The 24709-nt window shown below is 65.4% G+C and carries 24 protein-coding genes; 11 read left to right on the top strand and 13 right to left on the bottom strand.

Features of this window, described 5'->3' with window-relative positions:
• Positions 1–128 precede the first annotated feature (128 nt).
• The gene (locus ACFVVK_RS20045; RefSeq protein ID WP_390271126.1) at positions 129–314 is read right to left on the bottom strand and encodes a hypothetical protein; all 186 of its coding nucleotides are present in this window, start codon (positions 312–314) and stop codon (positions 129–131) included.
• Positions 315–431: 117 nt separating this feature from the next.
• Here ACFVVK_RS20045 and ACFVVK_RS20040 point away from each other — a divergent pair, with 117 nt between their 5' ends.
• Positions 432–875, top strand: a complete 444-nt coding sequence (locus ACFVVK_RS20040; RefSeq protein WP_390271123.1) for a DUF3054 domain-containing protein — start codon at positions 432–434, stop codon at positions 873–875.
• 87 nt (positions 876–962) lie between these two features.
• Entirely contained in the window at positions 963–1244 is a 282-nt protein-coding gene (locus ACFVVK_RS20035) for an Lrp/AsnC family transcriptional regulator (protein ID WP_090955957.1), read from the top strand.
• Positions 1245–1366: 122 nt separating this feature from the next.
• Here ACFVVK_RS20035 and trpD read toward each other — a convergent pair whose 3' ends face one another.
• Entirely contained in the window at positions 1367–2428 is a 1062-nt protein-coding gene (gene trpD / locus ACFVVK_RS20030) for an anthranilate phosphoribosyltransferase (protein ID WP_390271118.1), read from the bottom strand.
• Between the two features lie 112 nt (positions 2429–2540).
• Here trpD and ACFVVK_RS20025 point away from each other — a divergent pair, with 112 nt between their 5' ends.
• From ACFVVK_RS20025 to ACFVVK_RS20010, 4 genes are all read left to right on the top strand, one after another.
• Positions 2541–3215: a heme-copper oxidase subunit III gene (locus ACFVVK_RS20025; RefSeq protein ID WP_302846579.1), complete on the top strand. Its 675-nt coding sequence runs from the start codon at positions 2541–2543 to the stop codon at positions 3213–3215.
• An 86-nt stretch (positions 3216–3301) separates the two neighbouring features.
• Complete coding sequence (locus ACFVVK_RS20020) at positions 3302–4090, top strand: c-type cytochrome (protein ID WP_390271115.1); 789 nt, start codon at positions 3302–3304, stop codon at positions 4088–4090.
• Positions 4091–4190: 100 nt separating this feature from the next.
• Positions 4191–5267 (top strand): Rieske 2Fe-2S domain-containing protein, encoded by a 1077-nt coding sequence (locus ACFVVK_RS20015; protein ID WP_390271113.1) that lies wholly within the window; start codon positions 4191–4193, stop codon positions 5265–5267.
• Positions 5245–6933, top strand: a complete 1689-nt coding sequence (locus tag ACFVVK_RS20010) for a cytochrome bc complex cytochrome b subunit (RefSeq protein WP_390271110.1) — start codon at positions 5245–5247, stop codon at positions 6931–6933. Before ACFVVK_RS20015 ends, ACFVVK_RS20010 begins: the two co-directional genes overlap by 23 nt.
• Positions 6934–7073: 140 nt before the next feature.
• Here the strand turns inward: ACFVVK_RS20010 and ACFVVK_RS20005 are convergent, their stop codons facing one another.
• On the bottom strand, positions 7074–7865 hold the full coding sequence (locus tag ACFVVK_RS20005; RefSeq protein ID WP_390271107.1) for a GntR family transcriptional regulator: 792 nt from the start codon (positions 7863–7865) through the stop codon (positions 7074–7076).
• Positions 7866–8181: 316 nt separating this feature from the next.
• On the opposite strand from ACFVVK_RS20005, the gene ACFVVK_RS20000 reads away from it, so the two are divergent.
• Positions 8182–8475 (top strand): HPr family phosphocarrier protein, encoded by a 294-nt coding sequence (locus tag ACFVVK_RS20000; RefSeq protein ID WP_390271105.1) that lies wholly within the window; start codon positions 8182–8184, stop codon positions 8473–8475.
• A gap of 71 nt (positions 8476–8546) precedes the next feature.
• On the opposite strand, the gene ACFVVK_RS19995 is transcribed toward ACFVVK_RS20000, so the two are convergent.
• From ACFVVK_RS19995 to ACFVVK_RS19970, 6 genes are all read right to left on the bottom strand, one after another.
• A complete protein-coding gene (locus ACFVVK_RS19995; protein ID WP_390271102.1) occupies positions 8547–9128 on the bottom strand; it encodes a dihydrofolate reductase family protein in 582 nt (193 codons plus the stop codon).
• Positions 9129–9365: 237 nt separating this feature from the next.
• Positions 9366–9767, bottom strand: coding sequence for a cytochrome c oxidase subunit 4 (locus ACFVVK_RS19990; protein WP_390271099.1), 402 nt, complete (start codon positions 9765–9767; stop codon positions 9366–9368).
• The gene (gene ctaD, locus ACFVVK_RS19985; RefSeq protein WP_390271096.1) at positions 9764–11488 is read right to left on the bottom strand and encodes a cytochrome c oxidase subunit I; all 1725 of its coding nucleotides are present in this window, start codon (positions 11486–11488) and stop codon (positions 9764–9766) included. The genes ACFVVK_RS19990 and ctaD overlap by 4 nt, the downstream gene beginning before the upstream one ends.
• Positions 11489–11498: 10 nt before the next feature.
• A complete protein-coding gene (coxB, locus tag ACFVVK_RS19980; protein ID WP_390271094.1) occupies positions 11499–12371 on the bottom strand; it encodes a cytochrome c oxidase subunit II in 873 nt (290 codons plus the stop codon).
• Positions 12372–12578: 207 nt separating this feature from the next.
• Positions 12579–12968, bottom strand: coding sequence for a HesB/IscA family protein (locus tag ACFVVK_RS19975; RefSeq protein WP_390271091.1), 390 nt, complete (start codon positions 12966–12968; stop codon positions 12579–12581).
• Positions 12969–13189: 221 nt separating this feature from the next.
• Positions 13190–14620, bottom strand: coding sequence for a dipeptidase (locus ACFVVK_RS19970; RefSeq protein ID WP_390271088.1), 1431 nt, complete (start codon positions 14618–14620; stop codon positions 13190–13192).
• A gap of 106 nt (positions 14621–14726) precedes the next feature.
• On the opposite strand from ACFVVK_RS19970, the gene ACFVVK_RS19965 reads away from it, so the two are divergent.
• Complete coding sequence (locus tag ACFVVK_RS19965; RefSeq protein ID WP_390271085.1) at positions 14727–15326, top strand: DUF3043 domain-containing protein; 600 nt, start codon at positions 14727–14729, stop codon at positions 15324–15326.
• A 168-nt stretch (positions 15327–15494) separates the two neighbouring features.
• On the opposite strand, the gene ACFVVK_RS19960 is transcribed toward ACFVVK_RS19965, so the two are convergent.
• Entirely contained in the window at positions 15495–16568 is a 1074-nt protein-coding gene (locus tag ACFVVK_RS19960) for a quinone-dependent dihydroorotate dehydrogenase (RefSeq protein WP_390271082.1), read from the bottom strand.
• A 228-nt stretch (positions 16569–16796) separates the two neighbouring features.
• On the opposite strand from ACFVVK_RS19960, the gene ACFVVK_RS19955 reads away from it, so the two are divergent.
• Positions 16797–17831: an alpha/beta hydrolase gene (locus ACFVVK_RS19955; protein WP_390271079.1), complete on the top strand. Its 1035-nt coding sequence runs from the start codon at positions 16797–16799 to the stop codon at positions 17829–17831.
• Between the two features lie 40 nt (positions 17832–17871).
• Here the strand turns inward: ACFVVK_RS19955 and ACFVVK_RS19950 are convergent, their stop codons facing one another.
• The 3 genes from ACFVVK_RS19950 to leuA form a co-directional block, all read right to left on the bottom strand.
• The gene (locus tag ACFVVK_RS19950) at positions 17872–18723 is read right to left on the bottom strand and encodes an isoprenyl transferase (RefSeq protein WP_390271076.1); all 852 of its coding nucleotides are present in this window, start codon (positions 18721–18723) and stop codon (positions 17872–17874) included.
• Positions 18724–18743: 20 nt separating this feature from the next.
• Positions 18744–19496 (bottom strand): DNA repair protein RecO, encoded by a 753-nt coding sequence (gene recO, locus ACFVVK_RS19945; RefSeq protein ID WP_390271073.1) that lies wholly within the window; start codon positions 19494–19496, stop codon positions 18744–18746.
• 167 nt (positions 19497–19663) lie between these two features.
• Positions 19664–21403 (bottom strand): 2-isopropylmalate synthase, encoded by a 1740-nt coding sequence (gene leuA / locus ACFVVK_RS19940; RefSeq protein WP_390271070.1) that lies wholly within the window; start codon positions 21401–21403, stop codon positions 19664–19666.
• A 251-nt stretch (positions 21404–21654) separates the two neighbouring features.
• Between leuA and ACFVVK_RS19935 the strand changes: the two genes are divergently transcribed.
• Positions 21655–23607, top strand: a complete 1953-nt coding sequence (locus ACFVVK_RS19935; protein WP_390271066.1) for a M13 family metallopeptidase — start codon at positions 21655–21657, stop codon at positions 23605–23607.
• 88 nt (positions 23608–23695) lie between these two features.
• On the top strand, positions 23696–24709 hold a 1014-nt coding region (locus tag ACFVVK_RS19930; RefSeq protein WP_390271063.1), incomplete at its 3' end, for an IS30 family transposase.

The following is a 24709-nucleotide window of genomic DNA, read 5'->3' as shown; positions in this document are numbered from 1 at the left end:
CCTACCTCCAGCGCCGCAACGAGTCCCTCCATCCGGAGGTTTTCAAATGAGGCAACGAATCACTCTTCCCGGAGGTATTGCAATGAGGCAACAGGCGAGACGCATTGACTCGGGGAAAGGTCCGTTGCCTAGAAGAAGTGGAGTTCGCTTGCCGCATCCGGAGACGGATGTACAACCGGAGCCTGACCGAGTTCGAGAAGGATGTCATTGATGCTCAGCTGGCCGTCCAACTGGGGATCCAGTTGCACGTGGACAGCAGCGCCCAGAAGATCAGCCTCCGGCGCAGCAGCCTCCGGAACGGCATCGGTACTCATGCCACCGATCATATGTGCGGACCGCCCTTGGACGAGGCGGGCCACGCCGACCAGGACTTCGGACGACCCGGGACGCCTAGGGCATGCGCTCGTCCGGACGGGACTAGGCTTGGATGTATGCCATCTTCAACCCCCCAACTGCCCCGCCCGTCTGCCCGGAACGCTTCCCGGCCGGGTCTGAGGCCCGGGCAGCTAGCGGTCCTGGCCGCCTGCGCCGATGCGCTGCTGATTCTGCTCTTCGCAGCGATTGGCCGCGACGCGCACCAGCGCGGGGAGACTATCGCAGGAGTCCTCGCGACCGCATGGCCGTTCCTGGCCGGCGCAGCCCTTACCTGGCTCGCCCTGCGCCTGTGGCGTGCGCCGCTGCGGCTGTGGCCGGCCGGCGTAGCGGTCTGGCTCGGGACCGTAGGCGTCGGCATGATCCTGCGGGCAGTGACCGGGCAGACCGTGGTGCTGGCGTTCGTAATCGTGGCACTGCTGAGCCTGGCCGTTTTCCTCCTCGGATACCGTCTTCTGGTCGCGGGCGTGCGCAGGTTGCGCTCACGCCGCCGGCAGGTCTGATGCACTAGGCTTGCAGATTATGGCAAGGCCCGCGATGGGGCCGCCGACAGGCCGCACACGGCGCAACCGATCCGGAAAGGCTCACACGTGGTCACCGCATTCGTCCTGATCAAGACAGACGCTTCACGCATCCCGGAAACCGCCGAGGAAATCTCCGCCATCCCGGGCATCAGCGAGGTCTATTCCGTCACAGGCGAGTGGGACCTGATCGCCATCGCCCGCGTCGCAAAGCACGAAGATCTGGCGGACGCCATCGCGGACAAGCTCTCCAAGGTTCAGGGCGTGGTGCACACCACTACCCAGATTGCCTTCCGCGCCTACTCGCAGCACGATCTCGACGCGGCCTTTGCCCTCGGTTTCGAGCAGTAGCCGCAACAGGCACCAGAGGCCCTACACCAAAGTACTGAAGGGCCGGCCCTTCAGTCCGTCCTTTTTATTGCGTCCTTTTCAGTAACTCCTCGCTCCGACCCCCGCGGGCGACGTCGGCGCGCTCAGGCTGCCTGGGACAACGCAACCCAGCGGTCCAGGACCGCGGCGGCGGCGCCGGTCTCGATTGATTCCTCGGCGCGCTTCAACGCCGCTGCCATCCGGTCGGCGAGCGGACCAACGGCGTCGAGATCGAACGCCACCAGCCCGGCGGCGGCATTGAGCAGCGCCGCGTCACGGGCCGGGCCGGGCGCGCCGGCCAGGACGGCGCGGACGACGGCAGCATTGGCCACGGCGTCACCGCCGCGCAGCTCCTCGATGGTGGCCCGCCGGATCCCGAGGCTGCCCGGGTCAAAGGCGCCTTCGGTGACTTCGCCGTTGCGGATCTCCCACACCCGTGACGGTCCGGTGGTGGTGAGTTCATCCAGGCCGTCATTCCCGCGGAACACCAGCCCGCGGCTGCCGCGCTTGGCCAGCACGCCCGCCACCAGGGGGGCCATCCGTTCATTGGCCACGCCTACAGCGGAGGCCTGGACGTGCGCCGGGTTGATCATGGGGCCCAGGAAGTTAAAGGCCGTCGGGACGCCGAGCTCGCGGCGGGCGACGGCGGCATGCCGCATGGAAGGATGGAACACCTGGGCGAAGCAGAACGTGATCCCGGCTTCCTCGGCGTTGAGTGCCACCCGCGCAATAGGCAGGTCCAACCTGACGCCAAGCGCCTCCAAGACGTCGGCGGATCCGGAGGACGACGACGATGCCCGGTTGCCGTGCTTGACCACCTTGGCGCCGGCGCCGGCGCAGATCAGTGCTGCCATCGTGGAGATGTTCACCGTGTTCTGCTGGTCGCCGCCGCTGCCTACGATGTCGAGCTTCTCGCCCGCGATCTCGACTGCGTTGGCGTTGGCGATCATCGCCTCCACCAGACCCGACAGTTCATCGACGGTCTCGCCCTTCGAGCGCAGCGCCACCAGGAATCCGGCCACCTGAACCGGCGTCGCCTCGCCGGACATGATTGCGTTCATGGCCCATTCGGTGCTCCCGGCGGTGAGGTCCACGCCACTGATGAGCGCGTTGATGAGCCGCGGCCAGGTGTTGCCTGCCGCCTGTGCAGATACCGGAGAAGTCACCTCCCGATGCTATCGAGGTCGCGCCCGCTAAGACCAATGTGAACCCCTCCGGGAACTTTTCCGCGCGATTTCGCGTCTTTGTAGAAAAAGTCCTCCGAAATGGCGGTTTGCGTTGGGCAGGACGGACTTTTACAGACATAATGTCTATGTGACATCTGCGACCCATGCCCCCAGTACCCCGGCGCACCCGACGCTGAACCGCCCGAACATGGTTTCTGTTGGAACCGTTGTGTGGCTGTCCAGTGAGTTGATGTTCTTCGCCGGTCTCTTCGCCATGTACTTCACACTCCGTTCGACTTCCGGACTGATGTGGGCCGAAGAGACAGCCAAGCTCAACTTCCCCTTTGCGCTCGTTAACACGATCGTCCTCGTGGCAAGTTCCTTCACTTGCCAGATGGGCGTCTTCGCTGCCGAGCGGCTCCAGCCGCGCCGGACCGGCGGAGTCTTCAGCTTCACCCGCTGGGGGATGAACGGATGGTTCATCCTGACGTTCCTCATGGGTGCCTTCTTCGTGGCCGGCCAGACCACCGAGTACTCCATGCTCGTGTCCGAGCACGTCTCGCTGTCCTCCAACGCCTACGGTTCAGCCTTCTACATAACGACGGGCTTCCACGGCCTGCACGTCATCGGCGGGCTGATTGCCTTCCTGCTCATCATGGGCCGCTCCTTCGCAGCGAAGAAGTTCGGCCACTTTGAAGCAACCTCGGCGATCGTCACCTCGTACTACTGGCACTTCGTGGACGTCGTCTGGATTGGCCTCTTCCTGGTCATCTACGTCCTCAAGTAGCCCCGACTTGACTCTTTTTCTACAAGAGGCAGAATTTCAGAAGCGGCTCACGGAGCCACCGCAGGATCGAATAAAGGAACCACCACGTGAAGGCACTCTCGCAGAAGCGACGTCACCCACTGGCAGCGATTGCACTGCTGCTGATGGGCCTCTTGGTCACGGGTGGGCTGTACGCCGTTGCCACCACCGTCAACCAGGCCAAGGCCGACACCACAACCTATAGCGCAAGCGACGTAGAGGAGGGCGGCAAGCTCTTCGCCGCCAACTGCGCCACCTGCCACGGCATGGGTGCCAGCGGCTCGCAGTCCGGACCGTCGCTTGTGGGCGTCGGCGCGGCTGCTGTTGACTTCCAGGTCGGCACCGGACGTATGCCCATGCAGATGAATGGCCCGCAGGCCTACAAGAAGCCCGTCCAGTTCAACGAAGAGCAGACCAAGCAGCTGGCCGCTTATGTTGCCTCGCTCGGCCCCGGCCCGTCCATCCCCGAGGCGGGAGTCCTCGATGGGAAGGGCGACGCCGCCAAGGGTGGCGAACTCTTCCGCACCAACTGCGCGATGTGCCACAACGCTGCTGCCGCCGGCGGCGCGCTCACCCGGGGCAAGTTCGCTCCGGCGCTTGCGGATGTCTCCGGCCAGCACATTTACGAAGCCATGGTCACCGGCCCCCAGAACATGCCGGTCTTCAATGACGCGAACATCTCTCCGGAGGGCAAGCGCGACATCATCACCTACCTGAAGCAGATTGAAGCCAACGGTTCACCCGGCGGCGCCGATCTCGGTGCTTTGGGACCGGTCTCCGAAGGTCTCTTTGTCTGGATTGCCGGCCTGGGCGTCATCATCGCGTTCACGATCTGGCTCACATCCCGCACCTCCTAAGCGGACCTTGCACCTGTAAGAATTTTCTGCTGATGCGTCAGCAGTTTGAATTGAAACCTAACTCGGCACATGCCGAGACGAGAGAAGGATGAGGCGAATTATGGGCAACCATAGTGACGGCAGTCCGAGCCACTCGGGCACCGTAGCTACGGCTGGTCAGAATGAGGTGGAGAAATTCCAGGATCCTGGGATTCCCCCGCACCGTTTGCGCCTGGCTGACACGGACCCGAGGGCCGCAAAGAAAGCAGAACGGCAGGTAGCCCTTCTGTTCGGCACCTCGGTCGTTGGCACCCTGATATTCCTGGTGGCGTATTTCGCGATCGATTTGGGGGGACCTGATTCCTCGATCGCCACGATCCGCCTTCAGAATGCCCTGCTGGGCATCGGCACCGCGTTCGCGATGCTGGGCATCGGTACCGGCATCGTCCACTGGGCCAAGGCCCTTATGCCGGACCACGAGGTCTCGGAAGAGCGCCACGCGATCCGCACCGAGGATGACCGCCAGGCAGCCGTCCGGATCGTCGATGACATTGTGGAGGAAACCGGCATTAAGCGCCGGCCCCTTATCCGCAACACCCTGATTGGCGCTATCGCCCTGGCACCCCTGCCGGCCCTGGCCATCTTTGGCGACCTCGGTCCGCGCCCGGACGACAAGCTGGCCCACACGTTGTGGGCACCGGCTCCCGACGGAAAACTGAAGAGGCTTGCCCGCGACCCCGATGGCACCCCCATCAAGGCCGCCGATGTCACCATGGGCTCGGCTTTCCACGTCATCCCGGAAGGGCTGAACGAACTGAGCGAAGGCAAGCTGAACGAAAAGGCCAAGTCCGTCGTTCTGCTCATGCGTCTGAACCCGGAGGAGCTGCACCCCTCCCCGGGCCGTGAAGACTGGGCCTACAACGGAATCGTTGCGTACTCCAAGATCTGCACCCACGTCGGTTGCCCTGTTGCCCTGTATGAGCAGCAGACCCACCACCTGCTGTGCCCGTGCCACCAGTCGACCTTCGACCTTACCCAGCAGTGCAAGGTCATCTTCGGCCCGGCCAGCCGGCCTCTCCCCCAGCTTCCTATCGCTGTTGACGCTGAGGGCTACCTGGTCGCCACGAGCGACTTCCATGAACCCGTCGGACCGACCTACTGGGAGCGTGAGCAGCATGTCCTCAACAACAACGCCTGATGCCCCCGTCTTCGTCCCCAAGACTGCGGGCGGCCGCATCACCGACTTCGTCGACCAGCGCGTAGGCGGCTCCGGAATCCTCCGGGAATTCGGCCGGAAGGTCTTCCCGGACCACTGGTCGTTCATGTTCGGCGAAGTGGCACTGTACTCCTTCGTCATCCTGCTCCTCTCTGGCACGTTCCTGACGTTCTTCTTCGACCCGTCCATGGCGGAGACGCACTACGCGGGTTCGTACACGCCGCTGAAGAACGTGGAAATGTCCGTGGCGTACAGCTCATCCCTGAACATCTCCTTCGATGTCCGCGGCGGCCTCTTCATGCGCCAGGTGCACCACTGGGCGGCCCTGCTGTTCGTGGCCTCCGTGGCCGTGCACATGCTCCGCGTGTTCTTCACCGGCGCGTTCCGCAAGCCCCGCGAAATGAACTGGGTGGTAGGCGGCGTCCTGCTCATCCTGGCCATGGCGGCAGGCTTCACCGGCTACTCGCTCCCCGATGACCTGCTCTCCGGCAACGGCCTGCGCATCATCGACGGCGTCATCAAGTCCATCCCGGTCATCGGCACCTACACCTCGTTCTTCCTCTTTGGCGGCGAGTTCCCCGGCACCATGATCATCAGCCGCCTGTACATGCTCCACATCCTCCTGGTTCCCGCGCTCATCCTGCTGATGATCGTCATGCACCTGTTCATGGTGGTTGTTCACAAGCACACGCAGTACCCCGGCCCGGGCCGCAACGACGGCAACGTCGTCGGCTACCCCCTGGGACCGGTGTACGCAGCCAAGGCCGGCGGCTTCTTCTTCATTGTGTTCGGTGTTGTCGCCATCATGGCGGCGTTCTTCACCATCAACCCGATCTGGAACTACGGCCCGTACGACCCCTCCCCCGTTTCGGCAGGCACGCAGCCTGACTGGTACATCGGCTTCGTCGACGGCGCCCTGCGCCTGATGCCAGGCACGATCGGGGACTGGAAAGTCGAGCAGATCTGGTTCGGCCACATGTTCACGTTCAACGTCCTGCTTCCGGCCCTTGTCCCGGCAGGCATCCTGTTCACGGTCATGTTCACTTACCCGTGGATCGAACGCTGGGTCACCAAGGACGACCGCGAGCACCACGTCCTGGATCGTCCGCGCAACGCTCCGACCCGGACCGCGATCGGCATGGCCGGTTTCGTGTGGTACTGCGTGATGTGGGCCGCCGCAGGTTCTGACCTCATCGCGACACACTTCCACGTCTCCCTGAACGATGTGACCTACTGGCTGCGCGCCCTGTTCTTCGTCGGCCCTGTGATCGCATTCATCGTGACCAAGCGCGTTGCACTGGCCCTCCAGCGCAAGGACCGCGAGATCGCCCTGCACGGCCGCGAAACCGGCCGCATCGTGCGACTGCCGCATGGCGAGTTCATCGAGGTCCACGCCCCGCTGGACGAGTACAAGCGCTACCGGCTCGTGGGCTTCGAGTCCCCCGCGCCGCTGCCCGCCGTGCCGAACGAACAAGGCGTCGTGGACCGCAAGGAAAAGCGCCGTGCCAAGCTGTCCCGCTGGTTCTTCGAGGACCGGGTGGCCCCGGCCACTCCGGCTGAGCTGGAAGCCGCACACGGCCACCACGCCGCCCCCGAGCCGATCGAGAGCATCGAAGCGGCAGAGTCGCGGAAGACGCTGAGCCACTAGCCAGCAAGCAACAGTCACGCGGAAAGGCCCGGTTCCCCAAAGGGGACCGGGCCTTGATGCGTCTGAACACGAAAAGCGGGGCTGCTACGCGCCCATCCGATCCGTCGGTACTGGCGCGGAGTGACCCCGCATTGGTGTAGCTACGGGCGGTACCCCGAGGCGTAGTTCCGGGTGGGCCGGACACCGGGGCGCTGCAAGGGCACCCAGAGCTTGTAGCGGTCCGCCCGGTAATAGGACACGGAGTAGTCCACCATCGCGCGAGCCACGAAGGCGTGCCGCTGGATCTTCAATAACGGCGTACCTACCTCGACGTTCAGGAGCCTGGCCGTCGACGGCGAGGCCGCCGTGGCCTCGATCATGTCCTCGCCCCATTCCATGACCAGCCCGTAGCGTTCGCTGAGCACGTTGTAGAGGGACGTTGGCGGTTCCTCGTCGAGCAGACCTGGCACCCGGTGCGCGGGAATGAAGTTCTCGTCCACACTCATGGGTTCGTTATCGGCCAGCAGAAGCCGCCGGAACCGGACGAGGGGCGTACCCTCCTCCAACTGCAGCTCCCGGGCCAGGAAGGCACTCGCACCGATCTGCTCGAAGCTCAGAACCTTGGCCGCCGGAACCATGCCGCGGCGCTGCATCTCTTCGCTATAGGACGTTAGCTTGACCTGAAGATCCAGTTTCGGTTTGCGCACGAACGTGCCCAACCCCACGACGCGCTCAATCACTTCCTCCCCCACGAGCGCATCGATGGCCTGCCTGACGGTCATCCGGGCCAGGCCAAACCGCTCCGCGAGGTCCCGTTCAGACGGAAGGGCTGATCCGGGCGGGCACGCGGCGGCAATGTGGGACCGGAGGATTTCGCGTAGCTGGACGTAGATCGGGACGCCGCTCTGCCGGTCGATATCGCCGACCATCTTCGACGCGTTAGTGGACCCCATGGTTTAGCCTCGGATCGGGCCCGGCGCAGGAATATCGGCAGGCAAGGAGGCGGCAAAAATAGTCATGCATTAAGGGTAAGCCCGCGGCCCCTCAGGTCTAGACCACCTGCCCGTCGCAGTTTTTCCTGCCCCTCCCCCGCAGTTACCCTTGAATGTACGCATTTCCACTACGTATTTGAATGTACGGATCTCGATGAACGGTCGCGGCCGGGACGCTATCCCCCGCACGTGATAGGACAACTGCTCCCAGGGCAGCCCGTCCGCCGGATCCGCCCACCCCATAAGCACTAGATGATGCACGAGCACAGGAGTCCCGTTGCCAGTTCGCAAGGCAGTTGTCTCGGCCGCAGTCGGCCTTCACGCCCGGCCGGCGGCCGTCTTCGTCCGCGCCGTCACGGCAACCGGACTCCCGGTGACCATCAGCAAGGCGGGCAGGCCCGGCGTGGACGCCCGATCGCTGCTGGAGGTCATGACCGAGGACTTCGAGTGTGGCTGCCAAGTGGAACTGGCCATCGCGGCGGAGGCCCTCCCCGCCCGGTACAGCCTGGCAGAGGCCGAGAGCGCCCTGGAAGAACTCCGGAACGTTCTGGAGTCCACAGCTGCGGCCTGAGCCCCTCGCGCCAGCCCCGCGTGAATATGCCAAGCATCTCTGTCCCGGAAAGACGGCCAGAATCTGATCGGTCAACGGCGCACCCGATGGCGCAGGTGAAGCACCCGGTTGCCCTGGATCACCACGTCTGGATCCTCCAGCAGGTGCTGCGCGTGGACCGACCCGAAGAAGCGCTTGCCGGACCCGAACACGACGGGTACGACGTCCATGCGCACCTCGTTGACCAGGCCCGCGGCAAACACCTGGCCACCGACGTCGCCGGCAGCGACCTCGACCAGGCGGTCACCCGCAAGCTCCTGCGCCTTGGCCACGGCTGCCTCGACGCCGTCGACGAAGTGAAACGGCGCCTCGCGGTCCCAGCCCTCGGGCTCCGGCCGGTGCGTCACGACGACCACATGGTCGACCCCGCCCGGAGGCTTCCCGTCCCAGCCGTCCGTCATGTCGAAGACGTGGCGGCCGACGACGGTCACCCCGATCTGGTCCCAGTACGGCCGGGTGTAGTCGTAGGACGTCTGCGACACCTTCAACTCGCCGCTCTCGTCCAACGGCACGTCACCGCTGGACAACCAGTCGAAGAGGGGTCCCGGCTGGTCGTTCTCGTCCGCGATGAAGCCGTCCACCGACACCGAGCTGTACATGACTACCGTGCCCATGGGCTCTCCTCCGCTCGGGGTGCTCCCCAGATTAGCGGCTCTTCGCGGTTCGTGGCGGGGTTGACCTGCTGAAGGGTGTTCATGCCGCGACTCCGGCGCTGGGTGAGCAGCGTACGGGACCGGTAGTTGCCCCCGGCGTGGAAGCCGCGGCCGGAGTCGCACCGCATCACAACGACGGCGGGCCCCACCAAGTGGTGGGGCCCGCCGTCGTGCGTTCCGTGCTTTTAGATCGCGGCCTTAGTGCGCGTGGTCACCGCGGCTGTACTCGTAGACCCAGCCAACCAGGGCAACGATCGCGAGGCCGCCGGCGATGAAGACGATCCACCAGCCCACGGCAAGGCCGAGGAACCCGGTGGCGCAGGAGATGCCCAGAACCATGGGCCACCAGCTCCAGGGGGCGAAGTGTCCCTGCTCGCCGGCACCTTCATGGATTTCGGCGTCGCTGCGGTCCTCAGGACGCATGCCTACGCGCCTGCCGGTGAAGCCAAGGTAGGCGCCGATCATTCCGGCGAGGCCACCGACCAGCAGGATGGCCAGCGTGCCGACCCATTCGCTCCAGTTCGTCAGGTAGCCGTAGATGAATGCCACTGGCACGAAGAAGAACACACCGAGGCCAAAGATCCTTGATTCGATTTTCACAGGGCGGTGTCCTTCTGGTCGGCGTTACCGAGCGCCGCCGCGGCCGGCGCGGGCGATTCCGCGGTGTAGTTCTGCGCGAGCTCCGGGTGGTGCAGGTCCAGGGCGGGACGTTCGGAGCGGATGCGGGGCAGGGACGTGAAGTTGTGGCGCGGCGGCGGGCAGGACGTGGCCCACTCCAGGGAGGCGCCGAAGCCCCACGGGTCATCAACTTCCACGCGCTCGTTGCTGCGCCACGTAATGTACACGTTCCAGAAGAACGGGATCAGTGAGGCGCCGAGGACGAACGAGGCGATGGTGGAGAACTGGTTCATCCACGTGAAGCCGTCCTGCGGCATGTAGTCGGCGTAGCGGCGCGGCATGCCCTCGACGCCCAGCCAGTGCTGGATCAGGAAGGTGCCGTGGAAACCGAGGAACAGCATCCAGAAGTGGATCTTGCCGAGGCGCTCGTTGAGCATCTTGCCGGTCCACTTGGGCCACCAGAAGTAGAAGCCGGCGAACATGGCGAACACGACGGTGCCGAACACCACGTAGTGGAAGTGAGCCACCACGAAGTAGGAGTCGGAGACGTGGAAGTCCAGCGGCGGCGAGGCCAGGATGATGCCGGTCAGGCCACCGAAGAGGAACGTCGCCAGGAAGCCGATGCTCCACAGCATGGGGGTTTCGAAGGTGATGGAACCGCGCCACATGGTGCCGATCCAGTTGAAGAACTTCACGCCGGTCGGAACGGCGATCAGCATCGTCATGAAGGAGAAGAACGGCAGCAGGACCGAGCCGGTGACGTACATGTGGTGCGCCCACACGGTCACGGACAGCGCGGCGATGGAAATGGTCGCATAGACCAGGCCCTTGTAGCCGAAGATCGGCTTGCGGCTGAAGACCGGGAAGATCTCGGAGACGATGCCGAAGAACGGCAGCGCGATGATGTACACCTCGGGGTGGCCGAAGAACCAGAACAGGTGCTGCCAGAGGACGGCGCCGCCGTTCTCCGGGTCGAAAATGTGCGCACCAAAGCGGCGGTCTGCACCCAGAGCAAACAGGGCAGCGGCCAGCGGCGGGAAGGCCATCAGGACCAGGATGGACGTCACGAGGGCGTTCCAGGTGAAGATCGGCATCCGCCACATGGTCATGCCCGGGGCGCGCATGCAGATGATCGTGGTGATGAAGTTGACGGCACCGAGGATGGTGCCGAAGCCGGAGAGCGCCAGGCCGAAGACCCAGAGGTCACCGCCCACGCCGGGGCTGAACGTGGTGTTGGACAGCGGCGCGTAAGCGAACCAGCCGAACGATGCGGCGCCCTGCGGGGTGATGAACCCCGAGACGGCGATCGTGGAGCCGAAGAGGAAGAACCAGAAGGCCAGAGCATTCAGGCGCGGGAACGCGACGTCGGGGGCCCCCAGCTGCAGCGGCATGATGACGTTCGTGAAGCCGGCGAACAGCGGCGTCGCGAACATCAGGAGCATCACGGTGCCATGCATGGTGAACAACTGGTTGTACTGCTCTTTGGTCTGAAGGATCTGCATGCCCGGCTCGAAGAGCTCGGCGCGGATCAGCAGCGCCATGATGCCGCCGAAGCAGAAGAACACGAACGACGCGATCAGGTACATGTACCCGATCGTTTTGTGGTCGGTCGAGGTGATCCAGTTGACGACGATGCGCCCCTTGGACTTGGGTACTACGGGAGCCTCAAGGATCCCGGAGGGCTGACTGTAGGTGGTTGCCACGTCGCTCCCCTTACTTGTTTTCGGTAGTGGCCGGGAGTCGGTCGTACTCTTCGCCGAGCAGGCCGGTGTTCCCGTTCTGGCGCAGCTGGTTCATGTGCGCCTGGAACTCCGTTTCGGAGACAACCTTTACGCGGAACAGCATTTCGGAGTGGTACTCGCCACAAAGTTCGGCGCACTTGCCGTCGTAGGTTCCCTCCCGCGTGGGGGTCAACCGGATGTAGTTGGTCTTGCCGGGGATCATGTCGCGCTTCTGCAGGAAGGCAGGCACCCAGAAGGAGTGGATGACGTCGCGGGAATTAAGTTCGAGGTCAACCGACTTGTTGACCGGCAGGTACAGGGTGGGCAGCTTGTCCTTGTCCACTTCCTTACCGGTCAGGTGGGCTTGGACGCCTTCTTCGTGCACGTCCGCGTTGACGACTGAGCCCTGCTTGTAGTTGAAGTCCCACGCCCACTGCTTGCCGCGGACATCGACGACGACGTCGGCTGGCTGGGAGCGGTTGTCGATCGACTGCTGGTCGCGGTCGGTGAAGTAGAAGAACACCAGGACCATGAACAGCGGGATCGTCAGGTAGAACACTTCCAGCGGAAGGTTGAAGCTGCTCTGGCGCGGGAAGCCCACGGTGCCCTTGCGCCGACGGTAAGCGACGATGCACCAGATCATCAGGCCCCAGGTGATGGTGCCGACCACCAGCGCGGCAATCCATGAGTTCACCCAGAGGTCCATGATGAGGTCAGTGTTACTGGTGGTGCCACGTTCGGTGGGCAACCAGCCCTTCTCTACCTCTGGTGAACATCCAGTCAAAGCCAACGCGCCGGCGAATGCCAAGCCAGTGATCGTAGTGATCTTTTTGCGTCGGCTGCCGGTTCGGTTCTGCGAACTCACAGACGGCCCTTCCTACTTGTTGCTGTTGCCCCGCGAATGACGGGCAGGGCAAACGAAAAGTTTTACTACTCGGTGTAGAGCTTACCGCTCCCTCAGAGTTTTCGCCCACATGTCCGCGCCGTGGGTCGGAACCTTTTTGCGGGCCCCGCACGTTATGGCTCCTGCGGCACTAAGGCCGGGCATTATGCCCGGCCTTAGTGGAATGTATTAGTGGAAAGAATCCCCGCAGGCACAGGAGCCGCCGGCATTCGGGTTGTCGATGGTGAAGCCCTGCTTGGAGATGGTGTCCTCGAAGTCGATGCTGGCACCGCTGAGGTAGGGAACGCTCATCTTGTCGACGACGACTTCCACTCCGTCATAGTCGCGCACCGCGTCTCCGTCCAGCAGCCGCTCGTCAAAGTAGAGCTGGTAGATCAGGCCGGAGCAACCGCCAGGCTGCACAGCAACGCGGAGGCGCAGATCGGTGCGGCCTTCCTGCTCGAGGAGGCTGCGGACCTTGCCGGCCGCGACGTCGGTCAGCATGACCTCGTGCGTGGCCAGCTCGCCGGCCTCGACGGCGGTGGCGTCGGCGCTGTTTTCATTGGTTGTAGTGCTCATGGCCTACCTTCTTGCAACGGTGGTGGCGGCTCCGCTTGCACGGTGCCCGCCCCTACTTAAACGGTATGGGCTATAGCTACATGCTACGTCGCGCAGCCTTGTAGCTCTAACTCCTGACGTAACTCTCCAGGGACTGATCGCTATTCCCTCGGATCAGACGGCGCGGATCAGAGGGCGCAAGTCAACCGGCGCAGATAAGCCCGCGCAGTTCAGCCCGCCGATCAGACCGCGCCTTCGGCGTTAAGCCGGGCCAGCAGCAGGGCCTCGGCGACGATCGCGTTCCGGAAGTCGCCCAGGTGCAGCGATTCGTTGGCGCTGTGGGCGCGGGAATCCGGATCCTCGACGCCGGTCACCAGGATCTGGACGTCCGGGTAGAGCTCGGTGAGGTCCGCGATGAACGGTATGGATCCCCCGATCCCCATTTCAACCGCCGGCACGCCCCAGGCCTCGCCGAGGGCCCACATGGCCACGGACGCCGCCTTGGAGCTGGTGTCGGTCAGGAAGGGGTTACCGCTCTCCCCCGGTGTGAAGACCACCTGCGCGCCGAACGGCGCGTTCTTTTCGACGTGCTTGCGCACCGCCTCCATGGCGGCAGCCGGATCCTGCCCGGGGGCCAGACGCAGGCTGAATTTGGCGCGTGCCCGCGGGAGCAGGGTGTTGGAGGCCACGTCCACGGCCGGGGCATCAAAACCGATGATGGAGAGGGCGGGCTTGGTCCACATGCGTGAGGCAATGCTCCCGGTCCCGGCGAGCTTCACGCCGTCGAGCACCGAGGCATCGGCGCGATACTCCGCTTCGGTGAGGTCAACGGCCACGTCGTCGCTGCTGACGAGACCCTCGATCGCGACGCTGCCGTCGGCGTCGTGCAGGGTTGCGATCAGGCGGGCGAGCAACGTCGGCGCGTCCAGCACGGGGCCGCCGAACATGCCCGAATGCACCGCATGGTCCAGGACCTTGACTTCGATCGTGCCATCCACCAGGCCGCGCAGGCTCGTGGTCAGGGCGGGAACGCCCACCTTCCAGTTGCTGGAGTCGGCCACGACAATCACATCCGCGCGCAGCAGCTCACGGTGGGTCTCAAGGAATCGCCGGAAGGTGGGCGACCCGGCTTCTTCCTCACCTTCGAAGAAGAACGTCACGCCCAGGCCGAGTTCGTCTCCGAGTACACGCGTCACAGCCGAGTACGCGGCGATATGAGCCAGGATGCCCGCTTTGTCGTCTGCGGCGCCCCGCCCGAACAGCCGCCCGTTCCGTTCGACGGCGGTGAAGGGGTCGGTTTCCCACAGCGCCAGGTCGCCGGTGGGCTGGACATCGTGGTGGGCGTACAACAGGACCGTGGGCTTGCCCTCTGCGGCCGGACGGCGGGCGACGACGGCCGGCCCGCCGGGCGTCCCGTCCTCCTTGTCGCAGCGGAGGATCCGGACATCGTCGAAGCCGCTGGCCCGCACGAGGCCGGCGACGGCGTCGGCGCTGCGGTTCAGCGGGGTCGGATCAAAGCTTGGCCAGGCGATGCCCGGAATGGCGACCAGGTCCGTCAACTGGCTGATCGTTTCGTCGAACGATTCGGTCACGGCGTGGCGGAGGGCCCCGGCATCGATGGTGCCGGCGTGGTCCATGGCGGTCTGCGGGATCCCCGCGGTTGATGAGGTCATGCGCAGAACACTACCCGTGTGCTGCGTCACGACAAACAGCGTCGGGCCGCGGGCGGCGCCGTGTGGGCCGGGTCTCGCGCCCGTCCGTGCGGGGTATTCTTTAGGTGTGTTCGGACGTAAAAAGGAAGCGCCAGCGGCGCAGGATGTAGTTGACCAGCAGGTGGCCGAGGCAGCAGCCCGGGGCGCCGTGAGCGGCAAGGGCGCGCCCACGCCCAAGCGCAGTGCCCAGGAGGCGGCCCGGAAGCGGCCGCTCGTGCCGGAGGACCGCAAGGCCTCCAAAGCGGCTGAGCGCGCCGCGGTCGCGGAGCAGCGGGTCAAGATGCGGCAGGCCATGGACAGCGGCGACGAGAAGTTCCTGCCGGTGCGCGACAAGGGTCCGCAGAAGCGTTTCGCCCGCGACTACGTCGATGCCCGCTTCAGCCTGGGCGAGTACCTCATGTTTGGGGCGCTGGTGTTCGTGCTCGTCTCGCTGCTCGTGCCGGCTTCCAGCCAGCAGATGGTCTACGTCCTGGGTGCTTTCTGGGTCATGTTCCTTGCGGTCTTCGTGGACGTCTTCATCCTTTCCCGCAAGCTCAAGAAGCGGCTCACCGAGAAATTCGGCCAGGTCGAGAGCGGTACCGTCTGGTACGGCTCCATGCGCTCGCTCCAGTTCCGCCGTCTGCGCCTTCCCAAGCCGCAGGTCAACCGCGGGGAATTCCCCGCCTGATCAGTTATCCCAGGATTCTTCCGACCCCGGAAGTCAAGAAGCCCCCGGCGGTTTTTTACCGCCGGGGGCTTCTTGTTTTGGCTTCGGTTCTGGAGCCGCGTCCGGGCGCCGGAACCGACGGCGTTGCGGATCTTTCGGGCTCTCGGAGGCTCTTTTGCCTGTCGGCGGTTAGCGCCGGCTCGGGTGTTTGGCCAGCAGCTTGTTGATGCGGGCCGCCCAGAACGGACCCTCGTACAGGAAGGCCGTGTAGCCCTGGACGAGGGTGGCGCCGGCATCGAGCCGCGCCTGGACGTCCTGAGCGGTTTCGACTCCGCCCACCGAGACGAGGGTCAGTGCGCCGCCGGTGGCGGCCCTGAGCCGGGCCAGGACCTCCAGGGACCGTTCCTTCAGGGGCGCGCCCGAGAGACCGCCAGCTCCACAGGCCTCGACCTTGTCCGGGGCGGCGGTGAGCCCGGTACGGGCAATGGTGGTGTTGGTGGCGATGATGCCGTCCAGCTTCAGGTCCAGTGCGAGGCGTGCGACGTCGTCGATGTCCTCATTGCTGAGGTCGGGGGCGATCTTAACCAGGAGAGGTACGTGGCGGCCGGCGGCCTTGTCCGCTTCCTCCCCCACTGCCGCCAGCAGCGGCCGCAGGGTATCCACGTCCTGCAGCAGCCTCAGGCCCGGAGTGTTGGGCGAGCTGACGTTGACCACGAGGTAGTCGGCAGCCAGGGCAAGGCTTCGTGCGCTGATGAGGTAGTCCGACACCGCGTCCTCAAGTCCCACTGCCTTGCTCTTGCCGATGTTCACGCCGATCAGTGGCCGCACGCCCCGGTAATGCCGCTGGAGGGCAGCCCGCGCGGACTTCAGGCGCGGGGCGACGGCCGCGGCGCCGTCGTTGTTGAAGCCCATCCGGTTGATGACGGCCCGGTCTTCCACGAGACGGAACAACCGGGGTGCCGGGTTGCCGGGCTGGGCCTGGCCGGTGATGGTGCCTACTTCGACATGGCCGAAGCCAAGCTCGGTCAGCGCTTCAATGCCGTGGCCTTCCTTGTCGAAGCCGGCCGCGAGCCCGAACGGGGAGGGAAAGGTCAGGCCGAACGCCTCGGTCTGCAGTGACGCCGCCGGGGCGGTGAACCTCTGCAGCACACGGCCGGCGCCGCAGCTGTGGGCCAGCCGGATGGCCTTGAAGCCGATCTTGTGGGCGCGTTCGGCGTCCATCCATGAAAAGGCCAGCCTGAAGAAAGTGGGATATACGCGCATGCCACTAGTTTTCCGGTTAGCGCCGTCATGACCAAACCAGCCGGCCCAGCACGGGCTCGTGTGACCGCGCCGCCGCGTGCGCCGGACGCGGCGGCAGGGGGCTCCGGTGCGGGTTAGCATGAAGCCAAGATCAGCAAGGGCGGCCAGGCGGACGGCCGCGGCGCAGTGATGGCGGCGCTGGGGGCAGCGTAGTCGGCAGATCGACGCGGGCACGCAGGAGGAAAGTCGATGCAGTGGCGGACCGACATCCTGGGGGATGATTTCCAGGCCTGCACCATCGAGGCGGCAGGCCCGGACGGCGTGCTGCGCACTGCCACCCTGGTGCGCCACGCTCCACTGGCCCCTGCGGAAGCGGCCGCGGACGCTCCGGCGAATCCGGCCGGACAGAAAGGGCTGCACGGCACCCGGGCAGCTGCCGCGCCGCCGGCACGGGCAGTCCTCTTCCTGCACGGCTGGAGCGACTACTTCTTCAACGTGGAACTCGCACAGTTCTGGACCGGTGCGGGGTTTGAGTTCTTTGCTCTGGACATGCACAACCACGGCCGCAGCCTGCGGCCGGGCACCCATGGCGGCTACGTCACGGACCTGGACAACTACGATGCCGAAATCACCGCCGCGATCGGCATCATCGGGTCCCTCCGGCCGCCGGGCGGGGCGCCGCCGCTGACCCTCATGGGCCACTCGACCGGCGGTCTGATCGCGGCGCTGTGGGCCGACCGGCACCCGGGGGCCATCTCGCAGCTGGTTCTGGACAGCCCCTGGCTGGAAGTCCACGGCAGCCCCGCCCTGCGCCGCGCCGCGCGGACCATGGTGGAGCCGTTCGCGCGGTTCTGGCCCGAGTCCGTGATCCGGCTGCCGGAGCGTGCCTTCTACTGGCGCAGCATCAGCAGCGCCGCGGAGGGCGAATGGGCGCTGGACGACGCCTACCGTCCGCCAGGTGCCTTTCCGGTCCGCGCCGGCTGGCTCAGCGCCGTGCTCACAGGCCAGTCCAAGGTGGCCCGCGGTCTGAACATCGAGGTACCGGTGCTCGTGCTCATCTCCGGGAACAGCGCCAACGGGATGTTCTGGAAGGAGTCGATGCGCAGCACTGACGTGGTCCTGGACGTGAACACGATCGCCCTGCGCGCCCTCAGCCTGGGCCGCACCGTGACCCTGGAGCGCATTGACGGCGCGCTGCACGACGTCTTCCTCTCCGCGCCCGGGGTCCGTGCGGACGCCTACTCCCGGCTGGCCCGGTGGATCCGGGGCTACGCGTCCGATTGAAGGCCCGTGTTGGGGCGGCGGCGGGCCGCGGTAGGCCGGGTCAGGCTTCCTGGCCGTCCGCGGCGGCCGCGGCATCCACTGCTCCGCCGTACCGGCGGTCCCGCTGGGCATAGATCTCGACGGCGTCCCACAGCGTCCGCCGGTCCACGTCCGGCCACAGGGTGTCCATGAACACGAACTCGGCGTAGGCCGACTGCCACAGCATGAAGTTGGACAGCCGCTGTTCGCCCGAACTGCGCAGGAACAAGTCGACGTCCGGCAGGTCGGGCTCGTCGAGGAACTTCTGGATGGTCCGTTCGGTGATGGCCCCCGGCTTGAGCCGGCCCCGGGCCACTTCCTCCGCGATCGCGGAGACGGCATCGGCGATCTCGGCCCGTCCGCCGTAGTTGACGCACATGTTCAGGGTGCAGGTGCTGTTGCCCCGGGTGTACTCCTCGGCCTCTTCAAGCTCGCGGATGACAGAGCCCCACAGTTTAGGCCGTCTTCCGGACCAGCGGATGCGGACCCCCCAGTCATCGAGCTGGTTCCGCTGGCGGCGCAGCACGTCCTTGTTGAATCCCATCAGGAAGCGCACCTCTTCGGGGGACCGTCGCCAGTTCTCGGTGGAGAAGGCATACACGCTGACGTGCTCGATTCCCAGCTCAATCGCGCCGGCCATCACGTCCAGCAGGGCCGGCTCCCCCGCTTTGTGCCCCTCGATCCGCGGCAGGCCGCGCTGGTTCGCCCAGCGGCCGTTGCCGTCCATGACGATTGCTACGTGCCGCGGGATGAGCTCCGCGGGAATGGCGGGCGGAACGGCGCCGGACGGGTGCGGGTAGGGTGCCACCACCGGGGCGGTCCGGCGCCGGCCGTTGCCCTGCTTTGCCTGGCTTTTGTCCAGGTTCCGTCCCAAGCTTCTTCCCAATGCCACTTTTACGTTCGCTCCACATGTTTGAGGGATTTCAGGACTCGCTCCAGATGCCACTGGAGATAGCTGGCCACCAGGCCGGCTGCCTCGCGGCGGTGCACAGACTCCGAGGCGTCCGCCGCCGCCCAGTTCCCGGTGAGCAGGGCACCGAGCAGGAGCACCGTTTCCGCGGCCGGGGCAGGGGAACCCGGGGGCCGGCATTCAGGGCAGACCATGCCGCCGAGCGGCGCGGAAAACGCGGTGTGCGGGCCTGCCGCGCCGCACCTGGCGCAGTCGGTGAAGCTGGGGGCCCAGCCGCCGGTCGCGAGGGCGCGCAGCAGGTAGGAATCGAGGATGAGTTCGGGAGCGTGGTCGCCGCGGCTCAGGGATGCCAGCGCCCCGACCAGCAGGTTGTACTGGGCGGTTCCGGCCTCACCGTCGACGTCGGTCAGCTTCTCCGCGGTCTCGGTCATGGCCGCGGCAACCGTGTAACGGCCGTAGTCCGCGGCGATCCTGCCGCCATAGGCACCCTTAGCCACGGCCTGCGTGACGACGTCCAGGGTCCGCCCCGAGATCAGCTGGAGATCGGCCACCATGAACGGCTCCAGCCTGGCACCGAAACGGCTGCTGGTGCGGCGGACGCCTTTGGCCACCGCGCGGACCTGGCCGTGGTGCTTGGTCAGCAGCGTGATGATCCGGTCCGCCTCGCCCAGCTTATGCGTGCGCAGCACGACGGCGTCATCGCGGTAGGCGCGCGCTGCGAAGGATTGTTGGACCACAGTTAATCTTCGCATTGTCTGCGCGGAAACACGGCATGCGCAACGCACGGCGCCGGAGCAGGGCTGAAGCGTCAAACACACGCGGAACAACACTGCGCCGCCGGTAGTTTCCGGCGGCGCAGTGTTCTAGTACATGGCCTTGCGTAGCTGCGGTGTCCGCGGACTGGTCAGGCGCGGGCGTCCCGGATGGCTCGGTTCACGGCCGAAATCACGGCCTTGAGGGCGGACGTGCTGGTGTTCGCGTCAATGCCCACGCCCCAGAGCACGCGCTCGCCCACGGCGCATTCGACGTAGGCGGCGGCCAGCGCGCCACCGCCCTCGGAGAGGGCGTGCTCGCTGTAGTCCAGGACCCGGACGTCCACGCCGTCCTCGCGCAAGATGCTCAGCAGGGCAGCGATCGGGCCGTTGCCGGATCCGGTGCGGCGGACCTGGGTGCCGTCCACCTTCAGTGCGGCGGTCAGGGTCATGTCGCCGTCTTCGTCCGTCTCCGTGCTGACCGAGCCGAGCGCGTAGCGTCCCCACTGGGTGTCGGCGGAACCGGAGGGCAGGTATTCGTCCTGGAAGACCTGCCACAGCTGCTGGGGACTGACCTCGCCGCCCACGGTGTCTGTCTGTCTCTGGATGACCCCCGAGAACTCGATCTGGGCGCGGCGCGGCAGGTCCAGGCTGTGCTCGTTTTTGAGCAGGTAGGCGACGCCGCCCTTGCCGGACTGTGAGTTGACCCTGATGACGGCCTCATAGCTGCGGCCGAGGTCCTTCGGGTCCACCGGCAGGTACGGGACCTGCCAGGTGTAGTCGGCGACGTCCTTGCCTTCGGCGGCGGCGTCCTTTTCGAGGGCTTCCAGGCCCTTCTTAATGGCGTCCTGGTGCGAGCCCGAGAAGGCGGTGAAGACGAGGTCTCCGCCGTAGGGGGCGCGTTCGGCGACCGGCAGCTGGTTGCAATACTCCACCGTGCGGCGGATTTCGTCGATGTCGGAGAAATCGATCATCGGGTCGATGCCCTGGACGAACATGTTCAGGCCCAGGGTCACCAGGTCCACGTTGCCGGTCCGCTCGCCGTTGCCGAACAGGCAGCCCTCGATCCGGTCCGCGCCGGCCAGGTAGCCCAGCTCCGCGGCGGCGACGCCGGTGCCGCGGTCGTTGTGCGGGTGCAGGGACAGGATGATGCCCTCGCGCGGGTGCAGGTTACGGCTCATCCACTCGATGGAGTCAGCGTAGACATTGGGGGTGGCCATTTCGACCGTGGCGGGCAGATTGATGATGACCTGCCGGTCGGCCGAGGCCTCGAAGACGTCGGCGATGGCGTTGCACACGCGGACCGCGTATTCCAGCTCGGTTCCGGTGAAGGACTCGGGCGAGTATTCGTAGGTGATGTGCGTGTCGACGAGGGTTTCCTCGTACTTCTTGCACAGCCGGGCGCCCTGGAGGGCGATGTCCAGGATGCCGTCTTCGTCCTGGTTGAAGACCACGCGGCGCTGCAGCACGGACGTGGAGTTGTAGAGGTGGACAATCGCCTGCTTCGCGCCGACCAGGGACTCGTAGGTCCGCTCAATCAGGTGTTCACGGGCCTGGGTCAGCACCTGGATGGTCACGTCGTCGGGGATGTGGTTGCCCTCGATCAGCTGGCGGACGAAGTCGAAGTCGGTCTGCGATGCCGAGGGAAAGCCGACCTCGATCTCCTTGTAGCCCATCCCGACCAGCAGGTGGAACATCTTCAGCTTGCGGGCCGGGCTCATGGGATCGATCAGGGCCTGGTTGCCGTCGCGCAGGTCAACGGCGCACCAGCGCGGGGCTTTGGTGATGACCTTGTCGGGCCAGGTCCGGTCCGGAACTTCAACGGTGATCTGGTCCTGGAACGGGACGTAACGGTGGACCGGCATTCCTGAGGGCTTCTGTGCGTTTTGCATTACTATCGGGGCCTTTTCTGTGGTTCTTGGTGAAAGGGTGGCCGGGCAACACAAACTCCGCAGCGAGGGTGGGCCTTGCGCTAGATCGCGTCTGAGGCCTCGCCGCGGCAGCTAAGGAGAAGGAATTCTGCGCGCACCTTTTCACAGTAACACGGGTGCGTAAGATGAAGGAGCCAGACACCGCAACGTCCACTATGCAGACCGGCGCCGCGATCAAATCCGGGGCGGGCCTGCCTCTCAAAGGAGCGTCCGTGCCACTTTCGGGGATCGACCTGTCCACAATCGACGCGGGTGTCCGCCCGCAGGATGACCTGTACCAGCATGTGAACGGCGGCTGGCTCACAAGCACGGTAATTCCGGACGACCGGCCGCTCGAGGGCACGTTCACGGCCCTGCGCGATGCTTCCGAGCTCGCCGTGAAGGAGATCATTGTGCAGGCCGCCGCCCGCGGCGCGGAGGCCACGGGCATCGAACGCAAGATCGGGGACCTCTATAGCAGCTTCATGGACGAGGCCGCGGCGCAGGCGAAGGGCGCGGATCCGATCCGGGCACGGCTGGCCGAAGTGTACGCCACGACGTCGGTGGCCGAACTCGTAGCGCTGGCCGGACGGCTGTTCCGCGCCGACGTGGGCGGGCTCTTCTACATCTACCCGGCCCCGGATGCCGGCAACCCGGACCGGGTCCTGCTGTACACGGGCCAGTCCGGCCTCGGCCTGCCGGATGAGTCGTACTACCGGGAGGATAAGTTCGCGCCGATCGTCCAGGCCTACCGTGAGCACGTCAGGACCATGCTGGGCCTGGCTGAGGTGGCCGATCCCGAGGGCGCGGCCGGCCGGGTGGTCGCGCTGGAAACGGCGCTGGCCTCGCATCACTGGGACAACGTGACCCTGCGGGATCCGCAAAAGACGTACAACCTGAAGTCGGCCGACGAAGCCGCGGAGCTGTTCCCGCTGCTGTCCGACTGGTTCGACGCCGCCGGCATCGCCCCGGAGAAGCGCACGGAACTCGTGATGAGCACTCCGGACTTCTTCTCCGGCGCGGCGTCCTTGCTGGGCACCGAACCGCTGGCGGCCTGGCAGGAATGGCTGGCAATGCGCGTCGTCAGCGCGGCGGCACCTTATCTGTCGTCCGAGTTTGTGGACGCGAACTTTGCCTTCTACGGCACCACGCTCAGCGGGACGCCGCGGATCAAAGACCGCTGGAAGCGCGGCGTCGCGGTGGTCGAGGCGGCCCTCGGTGAGGCAGTCGGGCAGATCTACGTGGCCCAGCATTTCCCGGAAGGGCACAAGGCCCGCATGCAGACCCTCGTGGCCAACCTGATCGAGGCGTATCGGGAGTCCATTACGGGACTGGGCTGGATGGGTGAGGAAACGAAGCTTGAAGCGCTGAAGAAGCTGGACGCCTTCCGCGCCAAGATCGGGTACCCGGACAAATGGATCGACTACTCCGCCGTGGAGGTGGACCCGGGCGATCTTCTCGGCAACGTGGAGCGGGCGCACAGCGCCGACGTCGACCGCCACCTCGATGAAGTGGGCAAGCCGGTGGACCGGGAAAAATGGCTCATGACCCCGCAGACGGTCAACGCCTACTACCACCCGCTGCTCAATGAGATCGTGTTCCCTGCCGCCATGCTGCAGCCTCCGTTTTTTACGGCGGACGCCGACGACGCCGTCAATTACGGCGGCATCGGCGCCGTGATCGGCCACGAAATCGGGCACGGCTTCGATGACCAGGGTTCCCAGTATGACGGCAGCGGCCTCCTCCGGAACTGGTGGACCCAGGACGACCGGACCGCTTTTGAGGCCCTGACGTCCAAGCTGGTGGCACAGTTCGACGCCCTCTCCCCCACGGCAGCGCCCGGCCACAACGTCAACGGCAAGCTCACCTTGGGCGAGAACATCGGTGACCTGGGCGGTCTCACCATTGGCTACAAGGCCTACCTGATCAGCCTTGACGGGCAGGAACCGCCAGTGCTCGACGGGATGACGGGGTTCCAGCGGTTCTTTGCGTCCTGGGCGGCCGGGTGGCGGCAGGTCATCCGGGCTGAGGAAGCGATCCGCCGGCTGGCGACAGACCCGCACTCCCCCAACGAGTTCCGCACGAACGCGATCGCCAAGAACCTGGATGCCTTCCACGAAGCGTTCGGCGTTAGCGAGGAGGACGGCATGTGGATGTCTCCCCAGGAGCGCGTCAGCATCTGGTGACCCGCGCTTGCAAAAACTGCAGCGCGAAAGCTGAAGGGCCGGCCCGAGGTTTCTTGGCTTCTAGCGGTCGTTGCAACACCCAGAGCTTTTGGGAGTTGCAACGACCGTGCCGTCTTTAACGGGAAAACCACGAGCCAGCAAGAAATACACGGAGGAACAGAAGGATCAGTTCTTCACCGTGTTCGACCGGCTTAGGAGCACCCGGGCAGCGGCCAGGGAACTCGGATTTAGTCCTGACACCTGCGCCGCCTGGGTGCGTAAAGCTGGCCTGAAAAGTTATGGGAAACCGGGAGCTTCTCCTCACCCGGGACGGGATGAATACTTCCGGCTGCGCAATGCCGGTGTGAACCGGAGTAAGGCGGCCACAGCCGTCGGAGTGCATGTCAGGACCGCCGAGGAGTGGGACAAGGGGATCCGGAAGTCCAACGGCCGGCGCTTTTACCCCGATGGCCGCGTTGTCGACTACAAACGTGGTGTGACCACTTTGATCCCGCCCGCCCTCGCGCCTCAGACATCGATATCGACACTGGAGAAACCCATCGATCCGCGGTTTCTTAACGTGCAGGAGCGGGAAATGATCCGTGACCTGAAGAGGGCAGGTTCATCGATCAGGTCGATCGCACAAACGCTGGGCCGTGCGCCTTCGACAATCAGCCGCGAGCTGGGCCGAAATACCGACGCCAGGATGGGCTACCTGCCCCACGGGGCTCACCGGAAAGCCGCTGCCCGGCGGGCACGGCCGAAGGCAGCTAAACTCTCCGTCGAGTCGGATCTGCGTGACTTCGTGAAGGACAAGCTGCTCATACGCTGGTCTCCGGAACAGATCAGCCACACGCTGGTTGAAGAGTTCCCCGACAACCCGGAGATGCGTGTGTGCCCAGAGACGATCTATCAAGCCCTCTACGTCCAGGCCAGAGGCGGACTCAAACGTGAGGTGCAGGCAGCGCTGCGTACCGGCAGGACGCGGCGTAAGCCCCACAACACCGGTGAGCAGCGAACCCCGAGGTTCGTGGACCCGATGGTCATGATTTCCGAGCGTCCACCCGAGATCGAGGACCGCGCCGTGCCAGGCCATTGGGAAGGGGACCTCATCACCGGCGCC

The sequence above is a fragment of the Arthrobacter sp. NPDC058192 genome (genome assembly GCF_042883665.1).
In the GTDB taxonomy this organism is placed as follows: Bacteria; Actinomycetota; Actinomycetes; order Actinomycetales; family Micrococcaceae; genus Arthrobacter.
The sequence above is the reverse complement of the archived record's forward strand: the minus strand, read 5'-3'. Positions and strand labels throughout refer to the sequence as shown.